The following is a 20,766-nucleotide window of genomic DNA, read 5'->3' on the forward strand; positions in this document are numbered from 1 at the left end:
TACCGTTGTTTGAGTGTTTACCACTGTTGTGGTACTAACATACTCATCTTTGTTCAAAGGACTGTAATGTACCGTCCTGCTTGTACTCAAGGTCGTAATCGTAGCGATCGTTATGGATGCTGCCGGGGTACCACCGGATTTTGTTGTTATAAAACACCACGTACACGGTGATATCGCCTGGGTCACTGCCGATTTCCTTACTTTTTTCCAGCAGCACTTTATATACGTTGTTGGCGTTTGCAAACGGCACCTTGTCCAGCGGCACCAGGTCTTTGGCTACATCCGTGTTTTTAGAGAGCCGCACTGGTTTAGGTGCTTCCCACTGGCCATTATCGAAATAGTATTGGTCTACATATGCCGGATTGTCGGGGTTTTGCAATTCAGTCATTACCCGGTAATTGCTATAAAAATGAATCGACTTGTAGACCATTATTTTTTTTCCTTTGAACTCCGGGCGGTTGCGCAGCAGCTGTTCTACTTCCTGCAGGGCGGCAGGGTTACCTGCGAAAGGCAGGCTGTTGCCTTCACTGCGGAGGTGTTTATTCACCGGTTCCGGTTCGGTGGTAACTATTACCGGTTCTTCCTTTTGTTTTTGGGAGATGATGGTGGTATCCCCGCGCAGTGTATCCTTAATAGATTTGGTAATACTGTCGCAGGATGCCAGTGCTATAGTGAGTGCCAGTAAAAAGGGTAGATTTTTCGTTGCCATGGCTATTTATCGTTTATATCGTCTGCAAATCTGACTTCCTTTGGATTATCAGGTAAATAAAATATCGCTGCTTCCGGCTGTCGAACATGCGGTAAATCCAGCATGGAAACAATTTTTTTAAGGCTGGTATTCCAGGTACGGCCGGTTTTATCGGTAAACTCAAGGTCAAATTTCACCTGTGGCAGTTCGTTAACATAAGTACCTGTTTGGTTGGCATTGGTAATGCGTGCCATGGTTTGGATGCCGGCAAATTTGATCTTCGCCAGATTTTTTCCGCCAAACACACGCCCTCCGAGGAATACCGCGAAGATGATATAGAAGATGGTTCCGAAGCCCAGCATGGCCGTAGCGGACATAATGAGCGGGTGCCATAATATCATAAAGCGCCAGCCGTAGCCCTGACTTTCCGTTTGATAGAAATATACATAGGCTGCAACGACTGCGGCCAATGCAAGTATCCACAGCAGGTACAGGCCGTAGTTTACTGTTCCGGTAGCGCCGTCCAATACGATGTAAGGATACCTTTTAAAGGAGGGGTCGACCCGCACCGTAATATGCTTACCCTTTTCGAAGCGGTGTTCATAAGGTTTAGAATCGTTGACAGGTAGTTTATGCCGGATGATGGAACCTTCCAGGTTAGGCATTTCCAGCTGCAGTTCCTTTTGCTCTATGTTTTTGGAGGTACGGATGTTAGCGACCCCGATAATTTTGGCTTGCAAGGGCGTACCGCTTTGCATGAGCCAGCGCATTTGTATCAGGGCCCGGAAAGAGTATTTGTAAATCTGGTATAAGGCAATGCCTAAGATGAGTGCCCACAGGAACAGGCTGATGGCCAGGTAAATTAGGGCGGTTTTACCATCGGTGGTGCTGAGGTCCTTATCTCCGGAGGTAGCCCGGTAAATGATGAGGGGGTGTGCAAAAATGAAGTAGGCGAAAAACAGTAGCCAGAAGTATTTGAAGAAACGTCCCAATGTGGTTTTTCATTTGATGTATTTCAAAACTAGGGAATTATCTATTAAGTTTCATTTGTTGAGCAACAGGATAGCGGGTGCTGTTGTGCAACGTATGAGACTTGCCGCCGGCAAGCCACGTACACACATTCTTATTGATTTACAATAACTTATATTTTTTCACTTCCATGGCCTTACCGCAACAGGTGCGATTACCATCTCCCTATAAAGAACATAATTTTTGACTTTTCTTGATTTATAGATGATTATTCTATAGTTTTACCTCAAAATAGAACATAAACTAACTCATTAAGATAATTCGGGATGCAGGATCTATTAAAGACCAAATTGGTAGAAGGACAGTCGGGCATAGTATTGTACAGCCTTACGCCTCCTAAAATCACGACAGAAGAAGAACGCGTTACCGCCATTGCATACAACCAGGTAGAGCGCTTAAAGAACCTGGACATCGATGGATTAATTCTCTATGATATCCAGGATGAGTCGCTTCGCACCGAAAAGGAAAGAACCTTTTCCTTTATTCCCACTATTGCGCCGGAGCAATACAGCAAGCAGTTTTTAGCGGATTTATCCGTTCCGAAAATTATATACAAGAGCATCGCCAACCAAACGAAAGAAACGTTTTCCAACTGGCTGGAACAGAATGAAGACCTGCAATACTCCGTATTTGTAGGCGCCTCTTCGCATCAGCAGGTAGCGGCTACACAGTTTAGCCTGAGTGATGCGTATGACCTGAAAAAAGCCAGCGGGCGTGATTTCATCCTCGGCGGTGTGACTATTCCGGAAAGGCATAATAAGAAAGGGGATGAGCACCTGCGTATCTTTAATAAGATGGATCAGGGCTGTAATTTCTTTGTATCACAGTGTGTCTACAATTTGCATGATACCAAAAACCTGTTGTCTGACTACTATTACAACAGTGTGGAAAGTGGTAAGCAGATAGCGCCTGTTATCTTTACACTGGCCCCATGCGGTTCGTTGAAAACCCTGCAGTTCATGGAATGGCTGGGTATTGAAGTACCAAAATGGTTGTACAACGACCTGAAAAATTCCAAGGATATACTCAAGGCATCGCTGGATACTACCACTAACATTGCAGCGGAAATCCTGAACTATGCGCAGGCGAAGAATATGCCGGTAGGGTTTAACATCGAAAGCGTGTCGATCAAAAAAGAAGAAATCAATGCAGCGCAGGAGCTGCTTCACAACATCCTGGACCTCACCAAAGAGATCAGGAAGCCTAAAAAGGCGGCCCGGCCGGCTCCGGCATATTAAGCAGCGTAAGACTGTTTGAAAAGGGCGTGGACCAAAGGTTCACGCCTTTTTTGTAGGTGTTCGTATAAGGATACAAAAAGCAGTTTCTGTTTTTATAGTTATTTTTGGCCCATGTATTCCAAACAAGAAGTTTCGACGATTAAGCAGGCATTCTGGACAGCATTCGGCAAATACATGAAACCTATATTATCTGCAGATGGCGAATTTATCAGCTGGTCGAACTACAAAACCGGTATTCCCGGCGTGAGCTTTAAACTGGAGGCAGACAACAAAACGGCGAGTGTAACCATTCTTATTACACAGGCGGATGCGGAATTGCACCTTGCGTTCTACGAACAGTTTGAATTGCAGAAAAATATGCTGGAAGCAACGCTGGAAGAAAGCGATTGGGACTGGCAATTCCAGGCTACTGATGACTATGGCAAACACGTGAGCTATATCCGCAAGGAACTGCAGGGCGTGTCGGTATTGCGTCAGGAGGACTGGCCCGCACTGATCTCCTTTTTTAAATCCAGGATTATTAAGCTGGATGAATATTGGAGCAGCGCCAAATATGGTTTTGAAATGTTATTATAATATTAATTCTATCCGCATGAAGGCAGGTGATTACTTACACAGCACCGCATTACTGGACGGCAGCTTTTTTGAAGGTGCCATGATTTACCTCACGGAATACAATGAAAATGGTGCGATGGGATTTGTGACCAACAAACTGTTTCCCCATCATATCAATGAGCTGGAAGAGTTTAAGTACAGCATTCCTTTTCCGATTCACGACGGTGGGCCGGTGGACCGGGAGCACCTGTTTTTTGTGCATCAGCGGCCGGACCTCATTCCCGGCGGCACCCATATCTCCGGTAATAATTATTTAGGGGGAGATTTTAAAATCGCCATGGAACACATCAACACCCTGAAGATCGATGATACAGAGATTACGATTTTCCTGGGCTACTGCGGATGGGATGCCGGGGACCTGGAAGGAGAAGTGGCGGAAGGATCCTGGCTGGTAGGGGAAAATTAGGACTTTAATGATTACATTACGATTTGCATCTTCCGTTCTGCCTTCGGCAGAACGGAAGATGCAGGAGGGGCGCCACCGATGGTCGCGCCCCTCCTGCATTATGGACAACTCAACTAAATATCGAACCCAACGCCGCCCCAAAGTGTTTTCTAACATTACAGGCACAGCAAAATACATCACATAGGTTTTGACTATACGATCATCAAATCAATTGATTTTGACTATATTATTAAAAGCCTACTTTTGACGCATCAGAAAACACAAAGGGTAAAATATATTATTCACTTCTTAGCATTACCTATTAACATGGAATCTCAAGACATCAGCAAATGCCCGTTTCACAACGGCACACTCAAACAAAATGTTGCAGGCGGCGGAACAAGGAATCGTGATTGGTGGCCCAACCAGCTGCGACTGAACACGCTTCGTCAGCACTCCAGCCTTTCCAACCCTATGGATAAGGAATTCGACTATGCAGAAGCGTTTAAAACCCTCGACCTGGAAGCAGTGAAAAAAGACCTCCATGCACTCATGACGGATTCGCAGGAATGGTGGCCGGCCGACTTTGGCCATTACGGTCCCCTGTTCATCCGCATGGCATGGCACAGTGCCGGCACCTATCGCGTAGGCGATGGCCGTGGTGGCGCAGGCTCCGGTCAACAAAGATTTGCACCACTTAACAGCTGGCCTGATAACGTAAGCCTGGATAAGGCACGCCGTTTATTATGGCCTATTAAACAAAAATATGGCAACAAGATTTCATGGGCGGACCTGCTGATCCTCACGGGTAACGTAGCACTGGAATCCATGGGCCTCAAAACATTCGGATTTGCCGGTGGCCGTGCGGATGTATGGGAACCAGATGAAGATGTATACTGGGGTTCTGAAAAAACCTGGCTTGGCGGCGATATCCGCTATGCACAAGGTTCTCCGGGCGTAGAAGGTCATGGCGTAGTATCCTCCGATGACGATGCCGATGGCCAAACCCACGGCCGTAACCTGGAAAAGCCGCTGGCAGCCGTACAGATGGGACTTATCTACGTAAACCCCGAAGGCCCGGATGGTAATCCTGACCCGCTGAAATCCGTACAGGACATCAGGGATACTTTTGGTCGCATGGCCATGAATGACGAAGAAACCGTAGCACTCATCGCCGGTGGCCACACCTTCGGTAAAACACACGGCGCCGCTCCTGCGGATAACGTAGGTAAAGAGCCGGAAGCGGCAGGACTGGAAACACAAGGCCTCGGCTGGGTAAACAGTTATAAATCAGGTAAAGGTCCTGATACCATCACCAGCGGCCTGGAAGTAACCTGGACCACCACTCCTACCAAATGGGGGGTCAACTTCCTGGAAAACCTCTTCAATTATGATTATGAGCTCACCAAAAGCCCTGCCGGCGCACATCAGTGGGTAGCTAAAAACGCAGAAGCAATTATCCCGGATGCTTACGACGCAAATAAAAAGCACCTGCCTACCATGCTCACCACGGACCTCGCACTCAAATTCGATCCGGAGTTTGCACGCATTTCCCGTCACTTCCTCGCTAACCCTGACGCCTTTGCAGACGCATTTGCCCGTGCATGGTTTAAACTCACCCATCGCGATATGGGCCCGCGCAGCCGCTACCTCGGCCCGGATGTACCAGCAGAAGTACTGATCTGGCAAGATCCTATTCCTGCCGTAAATCATCCGCTGGTGGATGCAGCCGACATCGCTTCCCTGAAAGAAAAAATCCTGGCTTCCGGCTTAACCGTTTCACAACTGGTAGGCACTGCCTGGGCATCGGCTTCCACCTTCCGCGGTTCTGATAAACGCGGTGGTGCCAACGGTGCACGCATCCGCCTTGCACCACAGAAAGACTGGCAGGTAAACAATCCTGCCCAGCTCTGGAAAGTGCTGCAACAGCTCGAAAGCATCCAACAGGCATTCAATAGCGCCGCCGCAAACGGTAAGAAAATTTCCCTTGCCGACCTGATCGTACTCGCAGGTGTGGCCGGTGTGGAAAAGGCCGCTAAAGACGCTGGTCATAACATCACCGTTCCATTCACCCCTGGTCGTATGGACGCCACACAGGAAGAAACCGAAGTACACTCCTTCGCCTTCCTGGAACCACTGGCCGACGGATTCCGCAACTACCGCAAAGGCAGGCTCGCAGAGTCTACTGAAGCCATGCTGGTAGACAAAGCACAGCTGCTCACCCTCTCTGCTCCTGAACTCACCGTGCTGCTGGGCGGCCTCCGCACCATCAACATCAACTACGATGGGTCCAACCACGGCATTTTCACCGAGCGCCCGGGTCAGCTTACCAACGATTTCTTCGTAAACTTGCTGGACATGAATACCGCATGGAAACAGGCGTCGGACGATAAAGAACTGTACCAGGGCTACAACCGTAAAACTACGCAACCAACGTGGACGGCTACACGTGCCGACCTCGTATTTGGCTCCAACGCTGAACTGAGAGCCATCGCTGAAGTTTACGCCAGCGCTGATGCACAGGAGAAATTTGTCACTGACTTCGTTAAAGTATGGGATAAAGTGATGAACCTCGACAGGTTCGATCTCCGGAAATAATTCGTGATAAATGGTTAGAAAAGGCAAGAGGCGGCGATGTATAATCGCCGCCTCTTTTTATTCAATTAGTTATTTATAATTTCCACTCCGGTCGGATGTAATGGCAGGTATAGCCAAAAGGATGTTTCTGCAAATAGTCCTGGTGTTCTTCTTCGGCATCCCAGAAGTCGCCGGCCGGCACTACTTCCGTCACAATTTTACCGGGCCATTTGCCGGAAGCATTCAGTTCTTCAATAAGCTTCACAGCGGTTTCATGCTGTTGTTCATTCAGGTAAAAGATAGCGCTGCGATAGGACGTGCCTATGTCATTCCCCTGCCTGTTGCGGGTGGTAGGGTCATGTATCTGGAAGAAAAATTCCAGCAGGGTGCGATAGGAAATGATATCCGGGTTAAAGGTAATAGCGATGGCTTCGGCATGTGTCCCATGATTTCTGTAGGTGGCATTGGGCACATCACCGCCGGTATATCCCACTACGGTGGCCGTAACGCCTGGCAGCTGGCGGATCAGCTCTTCCACTCCCCAGAAGCAACCACCTGCAAGAATGGCTTTTTCGGTACTCATATTCTGTATTTTTTATGGATGATGAAGGTAGCTCATTTTACTGAGTAAATAATTTAAGACAAGGATTGGTTCGTTTGCTTAAACATTTCGTGCAATCCGGTGTTAATTTAGATCATACAAGCAACAGATACATCATCTGTGTCCAGGCATAAACATATTGGATCGTTATTACCGCGTACGAATAGATCCGAGTACCGTCGCATCTCCGGCGAAGGCTATGTCCTGGAAAACCGTTCCCGTAATACTTTCCATTATGTGTATTGTCTGGCGTGCTAACACCTAAAAATCGAGCTATGTTGATTTTTTCAAAGCAGTTACGGGCAATAGCGGCCATAGCCTTACTGGGCGCATTGACCAGCAGTTCCGCTCAGGCGCAGAAAAAGCCTAACATCCTGGTAATCTTCGGTGACGACATTGGTATTCCACAGATCAGCGCCTATACGAAAGGGCTGATGGGTTATCAGACACCTAACATTGACCGCATCGCTAATGAGGGCATGCTGTTTACAGATTCGTACGGGCAACAGAGTTGTACCGCCGGCCGCGCTTCGTTTATCCTCGGAGAGGAGCCATTCCGGACAGGGCTGCTCACCATTGGTATGCCCGGAGATCCACACGGTATTACCGAATGGATGCCTACCATTGCGGATGTCATGAAAAACGCCGGTTATGCTACCGGCCAGTTTGGTAAAAACCACCTGGGGGATCAGGATAAGCACCTGCCCACCAAGCACGGGTTCGACGAGTTCTTCGGCAACCTCTACCACCTCAATGCGGAAGAGGAACCAGAAGGCTACTTCTACCCCAAAGACCCTTCCTTTAAGAAAAGGTTTGGTCCCCGCGGTGTAATACGCAGCTCCGCTGATGGCAAAATTGAGGATACAGGTCCTCTCACCAGCAAACGCATGGAAACAGTGGATGAAGAATTCCTCGGTGCAGCCAAAGAATTTATCAATAAACAGGCGAAAGCTGACAAGCCATTTTTCGTGTGGTTCAATAGTACCCGTATGCACGTGTTTACCCACCTGAAGCCTGCCAGCCTGGGTAAAACCGGTGTAGGCATACATGCTGATGGTATGGTGGAACACGACGGTATGGTGGGCGAATTACTGAACCTCCTGGATAATCTGAAGATAGCGGATAATACCATAGTGCTGTACACTACCGATAACGGTGCTGAAATTGCATTATGGCCTGATGGCGCCATGACGATGTTCCATGGCGAGAAAGGTACCACCTGGGAAGGCGGTATGCGTATTCCAATGATGATTCGCTGGCCAGGCAAAATTAAACCAGGCACTGTCAGCAATGAAATCATTTCACTGATTGACTGGTTCCCTACATTATGCGCTGCTGCCGGCGTTTCTGACATAAAAGGGAAAATGGCAAGCGGGTATAGTGCCAATGGCAAAAACTTCAAGGTGCACCTCGATGGTTTTGATTTCCTTCCGTACCTGACCGGCCAAACCCAGAAAGGTCCACGTGAGGTAATTTATTACTTTGACCAGGGAGGCAACCTGAATGCAGTAAGATGGAAAGACTGGAAAACCAGCTTCGCTGTTGCATCCGAAGGAAACATTGCCACTGCCACCAGGGAAGTTACTTCCTGGGCCACCATCACCAACCTCCGGATGGACCCTTATGAAAGGGGCATGAAAGAGGGTGGCGGGTCCACAAGATTCCTGGGGCAGCAAATGTGGTTACTGGTACCTATCCAGCAAACCATTAAGGAGTTCTTCAAGGATTTCGACAAGTATCCATACCAGGAAGGTTCCTCTCTTAACCCAAGTGGTATTAACTACGGTTTCCTAAGGCAGCAGGATGCCATGAAACGGTTGAAGGAAATGGAGAATATGACGACGCGTTAATTTTCAGTAATAAGTTCTACTACCACCGTAGCAAACGCTGTTTGCTACGGTTTTTTATTTGGTGCCAGGCCAAAATCCATGCGGCCATTGATGAGTCGCTTCAATATCCCCAGCTGCCCGCAATGCCACATGGTATGCTTGATATTCCAGTCCAGCGCTTCCCCTTTCATATGGGCAATGGGGTGAGTACCGGTACCTGGTGCCAGTGGTTCGGTTAGTTGTTCGGGAGATATCAGCGCTATTACGGCCAGTGACTTTTGCTGGATCAGCTGCAAGTGCTCCCGGAGCACTTCGGGAGCTGTAGCGCCTGTGGCCAGTGCAGGAGAAGCTGCTGTGTAAAGCTGATCGTACTTTTGCATGGGCAGCGCTTTCAGTATGTCCATCTGATGGCCGGTAATTACCATAACAGAGTGATAGTACAAACTCACTATCAGGTGGCCGGCCTGCCAGCTCACGCTGGTTTCCAGCACATCAGGGAGGGTATCCCAGTGTTCAAACGGAATGGCGTCCAGAAGTTTGTTGGTCCAATAGTAGGCATCGCGGGTTTGCTGTAGCAGTGTCATATGTTTTTACAGTAAAGATAACAGCCAGCCAGCCCGGCATTGCTTGACCTACATCAAGAACCGGAACCTGATAAGTTTTTGCGGCGGATGCGGCTGATAGTTTCAGGCGTCACGTTGAGGTAGGAAGCGAGTAAATACTGCGGGATGCGGTTGGCCAGGTCCGCCCGGGAGGATAGCAGCTGTTCATAGCGTTCCGTCGCATTGCTGAGTAGCAACGATTTCACACGTTCGTGCATTTTCAGAAACAGCAGCTCATTCATCTTTTCACTCATAGCTGCTACAAAAGGATGTGCCGCTGCCAGCTGCTGTAGTTGTGCTCTGTCTATCACCATCACCGTAGTATCTTCCAGGCAGATGATTGATTTTTCGGAAGGGGTTTGGGTGATAAAACTATGGTAATCGGCAATAAAATTATTTTCATAGGCGAATTCGAACACTCGCTCCTCTCCTGTGGTATCGAATACGCATTTCATAAGCCCCCGTTCAACGAGACCAATGTGGTGGCATATTTTTCCGCTGTGTGAGAAATGGTCATTTTTTTTGAGGTGGACTTTATGGAATCCATTGAGGAAGATAGCGGTTTGTGCAGGGGTTATACCAAATAACTGGCTGATAGTTTCAGTGAGTTGCATAACGTGGGATTTTATGGAAAATACAAAACTTTATATAGTATCTTACAAGAGATTAAATCCTTACCTATGTTACTGCAGGCTGCAATGGGAGTAGGCATCCTCTTCCCTATCCTCTATCTGATAGTATATCCGATCTGTTATTTTTTAATTAAGTTGGTGGTAATGATCGTACGAAAACTGTCAAATCAACAGCTTCCGCTTCATGATTACTGGGCAGTTCGAAAAGTTCGTGTGTTGTACACACTGATTGCACTGGTGGCAGCATTCCTCGTTTGTTTTCTGATAGTAGCTTACCTTTTAGGAGATGGCTATAATACGTGATAAAATAATATCTTGCAGGCAAATTTCATACATGTCTGCAAGCTACTATTTACAGGATATCCGTAAGGAAGCCTCCCTCCATCCACGTCATTTCCTGGCGCCATCGCCGGAAGAAATTGCCAGTTTGCAAGTGGGCAATATGGTGCGGCTGTTTTTCGTATTCAATTTTCAGACTGCAGATAATTGTCGCGCCGAAAGAATGTGGGTAGAGATTTCCGAGATCAACGGCGAGACCTTCAAAGGTTATTTAACCAATCAACCGCACTATATTCAGGAGCTGCACAAAGGAGACGTTATTAGTTTTACCGGCAGCCAGATTGCTACCATCCTGGTAGCACCACAGTTTGATGAAAACAAGAAAGCCATCATTACGCTGCGGGCACTGGAAAAAGGAGAAATCAACTGGGCACTGTGTGCCGAGCCTGATAACCCGGAAGATAGCGGCTGGCAGCTGTTTCATGGGGATGAAGATGATGCCTACCTGGGTAACCCGGATCATGCCGCGCTAATCAGCCTGGCGGAAGTGCTGCACTTTGAACCGCGACTGGAATCCGTATTTGCCTCTGAACATGCAGCCTTTGAATGGGACCCGTCAATAAACGATTTTGTGGCCGTGCAGGATTTTGATACGCCGGAAGAATAGGTATTATGCCGGTAGAAATATTCAACTTAGATCAGGGCTACGCCGTGTTTTCCAACAGCAACTATCAAACACGGAAACACGCCCATTACCTTATTGAGGTAGTATTCAGCCATACCGGCACTTTCAGCATCAGCACCGCGGCGGGGGAATTTACCGGCCTTACCAATGCTATCCTGCCGCCAAACGTTACCCATAGCTTCGATTGCCTGCATGCTACCTGCGACCTCCTGTTCCTTGATCCGTTATCCCCGGCGGGGCGTTATTTCATGCAGGCGTTTACGTTATATCAGTCAAATTCCCCTGTTACCAATCACCCTGACCTGGATGCATTTCATGTGGGTGCAGGTGTGAACATCCCCTTGCTGCTGCAACGCGCAGGCACTCCTGATAACAGCCACCTGGATGAGCGTATCCGGCAGTGTTTGCGCACCATCGATGCGCTGGCCCATACCAACCACCTGACCTTAACCCAATTGTCAAAGGCCTCGTACTTATCCGAAGGGCGGCTCTCCCATCTCTTTAAAAACCAACTGGGGATATCCGTGCACCAGTATATATTATGGAAACGACTGATGATGGCTATCCTAAAATCCAGGCAAGGCAGCTCCCTCACAGCCTGCGCGCATGATGCCGGCTTCACGGACTCCTCCCATTTCACGCGGGTTTTCTATAAAATGTTTGGCATCAAACCTTTCTTCGCATTGAAAAGTTAGCAGGTTTGTACAATTTCCGGAAGGTGTATTGATGGATTTTTGTTGCCTAAACGCGCTGCTATGGCAACACTGGAACCAGCAAAAAAGCAATTTACCCCGGCTATGGGATATCACTTCCTGACGGGATTATATGATGTTACGGTGAGTTTGACCATGCCTGAAAACCGCATCCGGCAAAGGTTAGTGACTGAACTGGCCCCGCAAAGCAGGGAGGCCATCCTTGAATTTGGGTTTGGTACCGGTCAGAACCTCATTCGCATTCATCAACGTAACGCACACACGAACCTTCGCGGGCTCGACATCGACCCAAAAGTGAAAGCGCTGGCAGCGAAAAAGCTGGCAAAGTTCGGCCTCGACCTGCCGCTGGATCTATACGACGGTGGCGTTTTTCCGTATGCGGATAATAGCTTTGATAAGGTGGTGAGCTCGCTGGTATTTCATCAGCTTAGTAAAGAAGGGAAGTTTGCTGCCCTCGCGGAAATACAACGGGTGCTGAAGCCGGGCGGCAGGCTGGTGATCGGGGATTGGGGCCAGCCTTCGTCCTACCGTATGCGTATGGCCTTTTACACGGTGCAGCTATTAGATGGCTTTCGTACCACTACCGATAATGTGAAAGGCCTGATGCCGGTGTACATGGAAATGCAGGGGTTTACCGATGTGCAGGAGCCGGATTATATTGATACCTGGCTGGGCACCTATGCGTATTATACCGGTATTTGTCAGAAAGCTTCGTTGATGCGGAAGTAGATACCCTTATCATCCTTGCCCAGCGCGCCATCTACGCCGATATTGATATTCCTGGAACGGATGGCTTTAAAACGCACGCCTACCCCACCACCAGGCAGTACAGCACTGGACGGAGCTTCCGTAAAGGCCACCCCGAAGAAGCCTACTGCGCCCCAGCGTTTATAAAAGTTCCACCGATACTCAGCCTGTGCAGCATATACCTGATTACCGCGGTATTTACCATTGGTATAGCCGCGAATATCTTTTCCACCAATGCCGGTGATATTTACCTTATGTTTTTGGACATGTGTAGTATCATGCTGTGCCGCAGCACGGTAGCCAGCCGTTATAGCGATCTGGAAAATGATTAAAGCAGTGCCCGGTTTTATAATATCAGCCATGCCGAATTAACAACCGGAAAAGCCAATTGTTGACCTGACTACCATGGCAACTCTCCTTCTTCACCGAAAAACTTACCGGTAGGGCCGTTTGCATCCAGCATGGCATATTTAGCGAGGTTGACGCAGTTTTCAGCTGCTGACTTACCGCCACTATGGCCGTTGAAATCCGTGGAGGTCCAGCCGGGCGTTACGCAGTTGATTTTGAAGTTGCGGTCTTTGTACTCATAGGCGAGCGCCACGGTGTACGCGTTCAGCGCTGTTTTGGATGGACCGTAGGTAATTGACTTCGCCTTATATAACAACCAATTTGGGTCCTGATGCAACGTTAGGGAAGAAAGGTCTGAGGTGATATTTTCAATGACTGCCAACTCAGATTTTTCCAGGTAAGGCAGGAAAGCCTCTGTTACTGCGATAGTGCCAAACAGGTTGGTTTCAAAAACTTCTCGTACATCCTTAATGGTTAGTGGCTGTTCCGGATTTTGGCGGCGTCCGAGGATGCCAGCGTTGTTGATCAGGATATCCAGTGTAGTTTCTTTACTGCCGAAGGTAGCGGCAGCGCGGGTAATAGACTCCTCGCTGGCGAGGTCTATTTCCAATAATGTGCTGTTGGTGAGTCCTTCCTGGTGGAGAGCATCCACCGCCTGTTGCCCGAGTGCTTTGCTTCTTGCGCCGATGTAAACAAAATAACCTTGTTGTAATAAATATTTCGCCAGTTCATAGCCTAGTCCTTTGTTTGCGCCGGTGATCAGTACTTTTCTCATCTTGAATGTATTTAGTAGTACAAAATTACGGATGGATGGAGGATGGGAGGTTTGGTGAGCGGATCAAAATGGTTTGTTGAGAAGGTCATGCTGGGATCAAACGTTTAAAAAGCTTCGATCAACACCTATTCAGGTCCGACCGAAGCTTTAATATATTTCGTAGTGGGGTAACAGTTACTATCTCCCCCAGTTTACCTCAATATCATTTTTTTCAGCGTATACTTTTCCTTTCTGGTAGAGTGCATCCAGTTGCTGATATACTTTAGGCGCATAGTTCTGTTCAATTTTAGTGAGGATAGCCGCCTTTTCTTCGGCGGACCCTTTTGTATCACAGAGCTTAGCATATTGCATGTACTCATTTTTGTACACCGGTATTACCATTTCGAAAAGGGCGATCGAATTTTCCTTGATAGCTTTTGTTTCGTCATCATTGGCGGACAACTTTTTAATGTTTTCCAGCGCGCGTTCTGAAGTCAGTATCTTCATCTTGACTACTTCCTGTGCTTCGTCTCCTTTCTTTTTGCTGGATGGAATATCCGGATACTCAATCGTATTCTGTTCAAGTGTTCTACCAAATGATTTCGGATCAAAATCGTTTACCAGGTTGGTGTTTAATACTGCCTGCTCAAAAAAATGCTGCGGTGATTCGGGTGCGCAAGCAGCGAGGAATAATACGAATACGCCAATACAGAGCAGGTTCCAATGTTTTTGCATAGAAAATAAACTGATTAAAATTTGGGTTAATGAAGCGGCAAAGATAGGGAGGATTTTTGTCTCATCAAAAAGCAGGTGACCCTCCCGGCATCACCTGCTTCTACACAATACTACGCTACCACGCTTGCGGGAGCTACCTGGTAATCATAAAAAGTTACCGAAGCAGCGGCCCTTCCGGACGACAACGTTCTCAACGCCGTTATATAACCGAATAATTCCGCAAGGGGAACTTCCGCTTTAATGACCTGCGCATTTCCCTTCATTTCAATGTGGCGGATCACACCGCGGCGCCTGTTCAGGTCCCCGGTGATGGCACCGGTAAATTCTTCCGGCAATGTTACTTCCACCTGCATAACAGGTTCCAACAGTTTTGGCCTGGCTAATACAGCCACACTCCTGAATCCTAACACCGCTACGTGTTCAAAGTCGAGTGCATGGGAATCCTTTTCGTGTATGCTACCATCAAACAGTCGTACCCGCATGCTTTGCAACGGATACCCTGCCAGCACGCCAGCTTTCATGGCTGTTTCAAAGCCTTTCTGCACCGAAGGAATAAATGCCGCCGGGATAGCACCACCCCTGATTTCGTTGATGAATTCCAGTCCGGGCATACCATCTTTACGGGGTCCTATTTCAAACTCGATAGCAGCAAAGCTACCGGAGCCGCCGTTCTGCTTTTTGTAAACTTCCTTGTGCGTAACAGCAGCTGTGAACAGTTCCTTGTAGGCAATCTGTGGTTGTCCTTTGTTCACGTCCAGCTGGTATTGCGTGGCCATTTTTTCCAGGACTACTTCCAGGTGCAGCTCTCCCATTCCTTTCAGGATGGTTTGTCCGGACACCTCATCCACACTGACCTGTAAAGTAGGATCTTCGTCTGCCAGTCGCGCCAGCACCTCACCCAGCCGGTTCGCATCTTTTGCCAGCCTGGGCTCAATGGCGTAACCGATCATCGGTTCGGGAAAGCTGATTTTTTCAAGCGTGAGCGGTTGATCACCGGCAGATAAAGTATCACCGGTACGCACATCCTTCAGGCCCACGATCGCACCGATGTCTCCTGCTTCAATGGTTTCTACCGGTTCATATTTATCGGACATGATGCGGAGCAGGCGGCTGATACGTACCCGTTTACCGGTGCGACTATTCCAAACGGTATCGCCTGCACGCAGCATACCGGTATATACTCTGACGAGCGTTAATTTACCCGCATAATCATCTGCCATGATTTTAAAGGCCAGGGCAGCAAGCGGACTATCCGTACTTACCCTCAGCTCCTGTTCAGGATCGGCCACATGAATGGTGGCCATATCTTCCGGAGCCGGCAGATAATCGACCACTGCATCCAGCAGGGGTTGCACCCCTTTGTTGCGATAAGCCGCAGCGGCCAGCACCGGGATAACAGCACCTGTTAAAGTAGCCTTGCGTATGGCATTACGTAGGTCCGATACCGTTATACTTTCCGGATCATCGGTATACTTTTCGAAGATCATTTCATCTGCCATGGATAATTCTTCCAGGAGTGTTTGTCGCGCCTGTTGGGCAGCGGACAGCAGTCCCGCAGGAATATCCGTAATACCGAACTGTTTGCCATCATCGCTATTCCAGACTAATGCCTCCATATTCACCAGGTCGATCACACCCTGGAAATCGTCTTCAGCGCCTATCGGGATTTGCACCGGTACGGTATTAGCTTTCAGCACATTGCGTACTTCGTTTAATACACGTTGAAAGTCGGCCCCCTGCCGGTCCATTTTATTGATCAGCACAATACGTGGCACGTTATATTTGTCCGCCTGGCGCCATACCGTTTCAGATTGCGGCTGTACGCCTGATTTGGCACAAAATACCACTACCCCGCCATCGAGCACGCGTAGCGATCTTTCCACCTCAGCGGTAAAATCCACGTGGCCGGGAGTATCGATAATATTGATCTGATGATCTTTCCAGTAAGTGGTGATGGCCGCAGAAGAGATGGTGATACCTCGTTTTTCTTCCTGCGGATCACTGTCCATCACGGTGTTTCCTTCATCTACACTTCCTAATTTATGCGTAAGGCCGGTATAATACAGCATGCGTTCAGTGACAGTGGTTTTACCTGCATCTACATGGGCCATGATTCCAATATTTCTGTTTCGGGTTAAGCGTTTCATAAAAATGTATTAAATAAAAAAAGCGCCTGCGTTTGGTAACGGAGGCGCTGCGAATAAGCAAATGCGATCCTGTTACCGGAGCGGTTCGGTAATTACGATAATCAAAGTTTTAATGATCAGGTGCATCATACAGTTGAAAAAATTTGTTTAACAAATGGGATTGAATAAATAGGGGAAACAGCGGATTACTCCATGCCGGGCATGGTCATCGCATTTAAATAAATTAAAAATGGAATGGGGAGTAATCATCAATCATACTGGGTGCAAGGCTGCCTCCCCGTCTTAAATTAAGACGATACAGGTGCTTGCAATTACTGCCCTGATGACAGTAGCTGCGTTCAACGCTGTACGGTATGTGATGTTTGTTTTCATTGTAGTGAATTTGACGCCGCAAAGATATGAACATTTTTGATAAATACAAAACAAAGCAAGGTAGCGTCAGGTATTTCCAGTACATTCAATTTCCATAAAACACCATTCATGACTCGATTTCTGCAAGTACTTTTTATCATTATTTGCTTGCGCGCAAATGTATCAGCGCAAATCAACAGCCAACCTATTACAATCGGACAGACGGCCACTTTATGGTCCGACATCCTGCAGGAAAACCGACACATTAATATTTACCTGCCGGAGGGATATAATGCAGCTGACACGGTGCGCTATCCGGTGATTTTTGTGCTGGATGGCGGCATGGAGGAAGACTTCTTCCACCTTGCCGGCATTGTGCGGTATAATACACAACCCTGGATTGCCCGTTTTCCAAGGTCCATAGTAGTAGGCATTGAAAATACTAACCGCCGCCGCGATTTCACCTTTGCGGTGCCTAATACCGACTTTATTGAAAAGGCCGGGTTTAAGAAGACCAACTTCCCGCAGTATGGGCAATCAGCCAAATATATCGGCTTTCTTGAGAAGGAGTTGCAGCCCTGGCTTAGCAAAAATTTCCGTGTTAGTGAACAAAGAACGGTGATTGGAGAGTCGCTTGCAGGGCTGCTGGCATCGGAAATACTGCTGCGGCATCCGCAGTTGTTTTCCACTTATATTATTATCAGTCCGAGCCTGTGGTGGGATGATGAATCACTACTGAAAACAGCGGTAAACGTAACGCCTGCGCGTGTTTACATTGGTGCACCCAATAAGGCGGAAGATAAGCGCATGTATGAAGATGCCGTGAAGTTATATGATCATATAAAAGCTGCAAAAAATATCGAGGCGGTGTTCGACTATCTGCCGGAGGAGTTGCACAGTACGGTGATACACCAGGCCGTGTACAATGCCTTCAAAAAATTGTATCCTAAAACAGCCCTTTCACAATAGCTTACATCAGCTGGTGCAGTTTCACGTATTGCAGCAGCATGATGGTTTTACCGTCTTTGATTTCACCGCTGCTGATCATGGCCATGGCGGTGTCCACCGGCACTTCCAGTACGGCTATTTCTTCCTGTTCATGTTCCAGTCCGCCGCCGCTGCCGGTTTTCATTTCGGGGGTGTACTCGGCGATGAAGAAGTGGAGTATTTCGGTAACAGAGCCGGGCGACATATAAGCCTCAAAGATTTTCCGGACGTCTTTGATTCGGAAACCAGTTTCTTCTTCCGCTTCGCGGCGGATGCACTCTTCCGGGTTGTCCTTGTCCAGTAAGCCTGCGCAGGCTTCTATCAGCATCCCGGTGGGGTTGCCGTTTATATAACTGGGGAGACGGAATTGCTTCGTCAGGATAACGTTGCCCGTGGCGGGGTTATAAAGCAGTATCACTGCGCCGTTGCCACGGTCATACGCTTCGCGGGTTTGTGTTTGCCAGGTGCCGCGGCGGTTTTTATAGTCGTACGTTACTTTATAGAGCGTGTACCAGTTGTCCGACAACACTTCCTTCGAGATAATTTTCACTTCAGGCTGCATACAAATGATTACTTTTGATCAAATTTGATTAATTTTATCAAAGATAGATTAAAATGGGATACCCGGAAAGAAAAAAACAGATTCTTAAAATCCTGGATAAGCGGGAAAGCATGGAAGTGCAGGAAATAGCCGATGAACTGGGCATTTCAGCTGTCACTATCCGCAGGGACCTGCAGCAGCTAGCTGATGAGGAATTGTTAATACGCACCCATGGTGGCGCCATGAAAGCCCCTCCCAGGCATCCGTTCACAGCCTATGCGGATAAAGAAACCCAGGCTGTGATCAAAAAGAAATATATTGGCAAACTGGCAGCCGCATTGGTAGAGCCGGGGGACACCATTTTCCTGGACTGTGGCAGCACGGTGTTTACCATGTGTACCCACCTGAAAGATATTACGCCACTGCGTATCATCACTAACTCCCTGCCCGTAGCCGCGGCGTTTATGGACGTTCCGGGTATACAGGTAAACCTCGCCGGCGGTGAAATGGACGGTCAGCGCAAGGCGGTGCATGGCAGCAAAGCAGTGGAACATATCCGCAGCTACCATGCGGATAAAGCCTTTATTGGAACAGACGGACTGTCAGTAAAAAGTGGGTTGACCGCCTTCAGCGAAACCGAAGCCATTATCAGCACCGCCATGGCGGGCAGTGCAGATCAGGTGTTTGTACTATGCGATTCAACTAAGATAGGCCGCGACAGCTACCTGAAATTTGCGCCTTTATCTCTCTTACATGCATTGGTAACTGATAAGGACATAACTTTAAAACAGATGGCGGAGTTGAAAGGCAATGGCGTAAAGGTGATGAATTAAAGACAAGTTTCCATACCTGATCTGAATCAGGCGGCGGTGTGACCAGCATCATTTGAGGTACTTAATTATCGACTTAGTTTAGTATTGTCAAATTTTAAAGTTATGTCTGGCAATATCTTCACCACCAGTTACCTGATCGCAAACCTCCTCAGTATATTTATGCTGGTAACAGCAATCAGGTGGCCTAACGTAGCACGCATACTTTTTTCCGCCATATTCCTCCTGGCTGGCATTTATAATATTCAAACCGCCATACGTACCCCGGAGTCCTATCTCTACTTCGGCAACACCGCCGTTTTCAGGATATATGAGGACTTTATTTATGGCGCATTCAGGAATAGTATTACCGTTATTGTTGTCAGTATTGGAATTGTCCAGCTACTTACTGCTGCCGCCATCTGCGGCAGAACTGAGCTGATGAAGGCAGGCCTTGTAACAGCGATGTTATTCCTGTTGGCAATTGCTCCGCTGGGAGCCGGATCAGCCTTTCCATCTACTTTAATCCTGGCATTTGCAGCATTTATCTTATTTCTGAAAGCAAAATTCCTGGGTGTGCATAGCATTTTCCACGCCCCCCGTCACCCTCTAAACTAAATGGCATGAAAAAGATATTAGTAGTACTGGACGGACTGCGGTTCCGCCAGAACACTCTTGATTACGCTATCGCAATCGCCCAAAACGACCACTCCCACCTGGTAGGAGTATTTCTGGAAGATTTCAGTTATCACAGTTACGGGATCAGTGAACTGGTTGGGGAGGAAGGCATGATTACTCCACACCACGTAAGCGCTCTGGAAGAACATGATGAATCATTACGAAACGCTGCCGTTGGGCGCTTTGAAGCCAATTGCCAGGAAGCCGGTTTAAATTATTCGGTGCACAGAAGTAAAAATTATGCCATTAGCGAACTACTACTGGAAAGTGTGTACGCGGACTTACTAATAATCGACATGCATGAATCCTTTGCGTATGCAAACGAGGATACGCCATCGCATTTTATGCGGCATCTACTGGCCGAAGTAGCCTGCCCCGTGTTAACGGTGCCTAAACCATATCAGCCCATCTTTAAGGTGGTAATATTGTTTGATGCTACACCCGCATCTGTACAGGCCATTCGTATGCTGAATTATTTGTTACCGGAAACAAAACACCTTCCGGTAGAAGTACTGACAGTGAAGAAACCACGGACAGATCTGCACCTGCCTGATGGCCGTTTAATGAAAGAGTTTATGAAGCGGCATTATCCGGATGCCTCCTATACTGTATTGAAAGGCACCCCGGAAGATCTCATCATCCGACATGTAAACGAAATGGGGAGCAATACGCTGGTTGTACTCGGAGCCTATGCCAGGAGTGGCCTTTCCCGTTGGTTGGACCCCAGTATGGCCGATGACCTGATAATGGCAACCAATGCACCACTGTTTATCGCACACTGTAAATAAGTATTAAG

At 47.9% G+C, this 20,766-nt stretch carries 23 protein-coding genes; 13 read left to right on the forward strand and 10 right to left on the reverse strand.

What is annotated here, in order from left to right:
• Window positions 1-43: 43 nt before the first annotated feature.
• Window positions 44-709 (reverse strand): hypothetical protein, encoded by a 666-nt coding sequence (locus tag BUB18_RS10950; protein WP_073080711.1) that lies wholly within the window; start codon window positions 707-709, stop codon window positions 44-46.
• A gap of 2 nt (window positions 710-711) precedes the next feature.
• Window positions 712-1,680: a hypothetical protein gene (locus tag BUB18_RS10955; protein ID WP_073080713.1), complete on the reverse strand. Its 969-nt coding sequence runs from the start codon at window positions 1,678-1,680 to the stop codon at window positions 712-714.
• A 303-nt stretch (window positions 1,681-1,983) separates the two neighbouring features.
• Between BUB18_RS10955 and BUB18_RS10960 the strand changes: the two genes are divergently transcribed.
• The 4 genes from BUB18_RS10960 to katG all read left to right on the forward strand — a co-directional run bounded on the left by BUB18_RS10960 (window position 1,984) and on the right by katG (window position 6,553).
• Window positions 1,984-2,955, forward strand: a complete 972-nt coding sequence (locus BUB18_RS10960) for a methylenetetrahydrofolate reductase (RefSeq protein ID WP_073080715.1) — start codon at window positions 1,984-1,986, stop codon at window positions 2,953-2,955.
• A 111-nt stretch (window positions 2,956-3,066) separates the two neighbouring features.
• Complete coding sequence (locus BUB18_RS10965; RefSeq protein ID WP_073080717.1) at window positions 3,067-3,531, forward strand: DUF4268 domain-containing protein; 465 nt, start codon at window positions 3,067-3,069, stop codon at window positions 3,529-3,531.
• 16 nt (window positions 3,532-3,547) lie between these two features.
• Window positions 3,548-3,976: a YqgE/AlgH family protein gene (locus BUB18_RS10970; RefSeq protein WP_073080718.1), complete on the forward strand. Its 429-nt coding sequence runs from the start codon at window positions 3,548-3,550 to the stop codon at window positions 3,974-3,976.
• A 306-nt stretch (window positions 3,977-4,282) separates the two neighbouring features.
• Complete coding sequence (katG, locus tag BUB18_RS10975; RefSeq protein ID WP_073080720.1) at window positions 4,283-6,553, forward strand: catalase/peroxidase HPI; 2,271 nt, start codon at window positions 4,283-4,285, stop codon at window positions 6,551-6,553.
• Between the two features lie 73 nt (window positions 6,554-6,626).
• Here the strand turns inward: katG and msrA are convergent, their stop codons facing one another.
• Window positions 6,627-7,115: a peptide-methionine (S)-S-oxide reductase MsrA gene (gene msrA, locus BUB18_RS10980; protein ID WP_073080722.1), complete on the reverse strand. Its 489-nt coding sequence runs from the start codon at window positions 7,113-7,115 to the stop codon at window positions 6,627-6,629.
• Window positions 7,116-7,408: 293 nt separating this feature from the next.
• On the opposite strand from msrA, the gene BUB18_RS10985 reads away from it, so the two are divergent.
• On the forward strand, window positions 7,409-8,983 hold the full coding sequence (locus BUB18_RS10985; protein ID WP_083549762.1) for an arylsulfatase: 1,575 nt from the start codon (window positions 7,409-7,411) through the stop codon (window positions 8,981-8,983).
• Between the two features lie 44 nt (window positions 8,984-9,027).
• Here BUB18_RS10985 and BUB18_RS10990 read toward each other — a convergent pair whose 3' ends face one another.
• Window positions 9,028-9,546, reverse strand: a complete 519-nt coding sequence (locus BUB18_RS10990; RefSeq protein WP_073080727.1) for a DinB family protein — start codon at window positions 9,544-9,546, stop codon at window positions 9,028-9,030.
• 53 nt (window positions 9,547-9,599) lie between these two features.
• Window positions 9,600-10,178, reverse strand: a complete 579-nt coding sequence (locus BUB18_RS10995) for a Crp/Fnr family transcriptional regulator (protein ID WP_073080729.1) — start codon at window positions 10,176-10,178, stop codon at window positions 9,600-9,602.
• Between the two features lie 66 nt (window positions 10,179-10,244).
• On the opposite strand from BUB18_RS10995, the gene BUB18_RS11000 reads away from it, so the two are divergent.
• Genes BUB18_RS11000 through BUB18_RS11015 form a run of 4 tightly spaced genes read left to right on the forward strand, consistent with a single transcriptional unit; the run spans window position 10,245 to window position 12,602 of the window.
• Window positions 10,245-10,499 carry a hypothetical protein gene (locus BUB18_RS11000; protein WP_073080731.1) on the forward strand — a complete coding sequence of 85 codons (255 nt, stop codon included), beginning with the start codon at window positions 10,245-10,247 and terminating at the stop codon, window positions 10,497-10,499.
• Between the two features lie 31 nt (window positions 10,500-10,530).
• Window positions 10,531-11,142: an immunity protein Imm33 domain-containing protein gene (locus tag BUB18_RS11005; protein ID WP_073080733.1), complete on the forward strand. Its 612-nt coding sequence runs from the start codon at window positions 10,531-10,533 to the stop codon at window positions 11,140-11,142.
• 5 nt (window positions 11,143-11,147) lie between these two features.
• Window positions 11,148-11,855: an AraC family transcriptional regulator gene (locus tag BUB18_RS11010; protein WP_073080735.1), complete on the forward strand. Its 708-nt coding sequence runs from the start codon at window positions 11,148-11,150 to the stop codon at window positions 11,853-11,855.
• Window positions 11,856-11,915: 60 nt separating this feature from the next.
• Complete coding sequence (locus tag BUB18_RS11015; RefSeq protein ID WP_073080736.1) at window positions 11,916-12,602, forward strand: class I SAM-dependent methyltransferase; 687 nt, start codon at window positions 11,916-11,918, stop codon at window positions 12,600-12,602.
• On the opposite strand, the gene BUB18_RS11020 is transcribed toward BUB18_RS11015, so the two are convergent.
• The 4 genes from BUB18_RS11020 to fusA form a co-directional block, all read right to left on the reverse strand.
• Window positions 12,575-12,982, reverse strand: coding sequence for a hypothetical protein (locus tag BUB18_RS11020; protein ID WP_073080738.1), 408 nt, complete (start codon window positions 12,980-12,982; stop codon window positions 12,575-12,577). The genes BUB18_RS11015 and BUB18_RS11020 overlap by 28 nt on opposite strands.
• 38 nt (window positions 12,983-13,020) lie before the next feature.
• Window positions 13,021-13,743, reverse strand: a complete 723-nt coding sequence (locus BUB18_RS11025) for an SDR family NAD(P)-dependent oxidoreductase (RefSeq protein ID WP_073080740.1) — start codon at window positions 13,741-13,743, stop codon at window positions 13,021-13,023.
• A 177-nt stretch (window positions 13,744-13,920) separates the two neighbouring features.
• Window positions 13,921-14,457 carry a hypothetical protein gene (locus BUB18_RS11030; protein ID WP_073080741.1) on the reverse strand — a complete coding sequence of 179 codons (537 nt, stop codon included), beginning with the start codon at window positions 14,455-14,457 and terminating at the stop codon, window positions 13,921-13,923.
• A gap of 110 nt (window positions 14,458-14,567) precedes the next feature.
• On the reverse strand, window positions 14,568-16,604 hold the full coding sequence (fusA, locus tag BUB18_RS11035; protein WP_073080742.1) for an elongation factor G: 2,037 nt from the start codon (window positions 16,602-16,604) through the stop codon (window positions 14,568-14,570).
• A 480-nt stretch (window positions 16,605-17,084) separates the two neighbouring features.
• On the opposite strand from fusA, the gene BUB18_RS11040 reads away from it, so the two are divergent.
• The gene (locus tag BUB18_RS11040; RefSeq protein ID WP_073080743.1) at window positions 17,085-17,924 is read left to right on the forward strand and encodes an alpha/beta hydrolase; all 840 of its coding nucleotides are present in this window, start codon (window positions 17,085-17,087) and stop codon (window positions 17,922-17,924) included.
• Between the two features lies 1 nt (window position 17,925).
• Here BUB18_RS11040 and nudK read toward each other — a convergent pair whose 3' ends face one another.
• On the reverse strand, window positions 17,926-18,504 hold the full coding sequence (gene nudK, locus BUB18_RS11045; protein ID WP_073080744.1) for a GDP-mannose pyrophosphatase NudK: 579 nt from the start codon (window positions 18,502-18,504) through the stop codon (window positions 17,926-17,928).
• Between the two features lie 53 nt (window positions 18,505-18,557).
• Here nudK and BUB18_RS11050 point away from each other — a divergent pair, with 53 nt between their 5' ends.
• The 3 genes from BUB18_RS11050 to BUB18_RS11060 all read left to right on the forward strand — a co-directional run bounded on the left by BUB18_RS11050 (window position 18,558) and on the right by BUB18_RS11060 (window position 20,758).
• The gene (locus BUB18_RS11050) at window positions 18,558-19,316 is read left to right on the forward strand and encodes a DeoR/GlpR family DNA-binding transcription regulator (RefSeq protein WP_073080745.1); all 759 of its coding nucleotides are present in this window, start codon (window positions 18,558-18,560) and stop codon (window positions 19,314-19,316) included.
• Window positions 19,317-19,418: 102 nt separating this feature from the next.
• Window positions 19,419-19,910, forward strand: coding sequence for a hypothetical protein (locus BUB18_RS11055; RefSeq protein ID WP_073080746.1), 492 nt, complete (start codon window positions 19,419-19,421; stop codon window positions 19,908-19,910).
• Window positions 19,911-19,915: 5 nt separating this feature from the next.
• Window positions 19,916-20,758 carry an adenine nucleotide alpha hydrolase family protein gene (locus BUB18_RS11060; RefSeq protein ID WP_073080747.1) on the forward strand — a complete coding sequence of 281 codons (843 nt, stop codon included), beginning with the start codon at window positions 19,916-19,918 and terminating at the stop codon, window positions 20,756-20,758.
• The last annotated feature ends 8 nt before the right edge of the window (window positions 20,759-20,766 follow it).

Origin of the sequence: Chitinophaga jiangningensis (genome assembly GCF_900142605.1) — a bacterium.
In the GTDB taxonomy this organism is placed as follows: Bacteria; Bacteroidota; Bacteroidia; order Chitinophagales; family Chitinophagaceae; genus Chitinophaga; species Chitinophaga jiangningensis.

Coding starts and splice junctions, on each gene's coding strand:
- BUB18_RS10950 (WP_073080711.1), bottom strand. CDS start 709: ATGGCAACGAAAAATCTACCCTTTTTACTGGCACTCACTATAGCACTG.
- BUB18_RS10960 (WP_073080715.1), top strand. CDS start 1,984: ATGCAGGATCTATTAAAGACCAAATTGGTAGAAGGACAGTCGGGCATA.
- BUB18_RS10965 (WP_073080717.1), top strand. CDS start 3,067: ATGTATTCCAAACAAGAAGTTTCGACGATTAAGCAGGCATTCTGGACA.
- BUB18_RS10970 (WP_073080718.1), top strand. CDS start 3,548: ATGAAGGCAGGTGATTACTTACACAGCACCGCATTACTGGACGGCAGC.
- katG (WP_073080720.1), top strand. CDS start 4,283: ATGGAATCTCAAGACATCAGCAAATGCCCGTTTCACAACGGCACACTC.
- msrA (WP_073080722.1), bottom strand. CDS start 7,115: ATGAGTACCGAAAAAGCCATTCTTGCAGGTGGTTGCTTCTGGGGAGTG.
- BUB18_RS10985 (WP_083549762.1), top strand. CDS start 7,409: ATGTTGATTTTTTCAAAGCAGTTACGGGCAATAGCGGCCATAGCCTTA.
- BUB18_RS10990 (WP_073080727.1), bottom strand. CDS start 9,546: ATGACACTGCTACAGCAAACCCGCGATGCCTACTATTGGACCAACAAA.
- BUB18_RS10995 (WP_073080729.1), bottom strand. CDS start 10,178: ATGCAACTCACTGAAACTATCAGCCAGTTATTTGGTATAACCCCTGCA.
- BUB18_RS11000 (WP_073080731.1), top strand. CDS start 10,245: ATGTTACTGCAGGCTGCAATGGGAGTAGGCATCCTCTTCCCTATCCTC.
- BUB18_RS11005 (WP_073080733.1), top strand. CDS start 10,531: ATGTCTGCAAGCTACTATTTACAGGATATCCGTAAGGAAGCCTCCCTC.
- BUB18_RS11010 (WP_073080735.1), top strand. CDS start 11,148: ATGCCGGTAGAAATATTCAACTTAGATCAGGGCTACGCCGTGTTTTCC.
- BUB18_RS11015 (WP_073080736.1), top strand. CDS start 11,916: ATGGCAACACTGGAACCAGCAAAAAAGCAATTTACCCCGGCTATGGGA.
- BUB18_RS11020 (WP_073080738.1), bottom strand. CDS start 12,982: ATGGCTGATATTATAAAACCGGGCACTGCTTTAATCATTTTCCAGATC.
- BUB18_RS11025 (WP_073080740.1), bottom strand. CDS start 13,743: ATGAGAAAAGTACTGATCACCGGCGCAAACAAAGGACTAGGCTATGAA.
- BUB18_RS11030 (WP_073080741.1), bottom strand. CDS start 14,457: ATGCAAAAACATTGGAACCTGCTCTGTATTGGCGTATTCGTATTATTC.
- fusA (WP_073080742.1), bottom strand. CDS start 16,604: ATGAAACGCTTAACCCGAAACAGAAATATTGGAATCATGGCCCATGTA.
- BUB18_RS11040 (WP_073080743.1), top strand. CDS start 17,085: ATGACTCGATTTCTGCAAGTACTTTTTATCATTATTTGCTTGCGCGCA.
- nudK (WP_073080744.1), bottom strand. CDS start 18,504: ATGCAGCCTGAAGTGAAAATTATCTCGAAGGAAGTGTTGTCGGACAAC.
- BUB18_RS11050 (WP_073080745.1), top strand. CDS start 18,558: ATGGGATACCCGGAAAGAAAAAAACAGATTCTTAAAATCCTGGATAAG.
- BUB18_RS11055 (WP_073080746.1), top strand. CDS start 19,419: ATGTCTGGCAATATCTTCACCACCAGTTACCTGATCGCAAACCTCCTC.
- BUB18_RS11060 (WP_073080747.1), top strand. CDS start 19,916: ATGAAAAAGATATTAGTAGTACTGGACGGACTGCGGTTCCGCCAGAAC.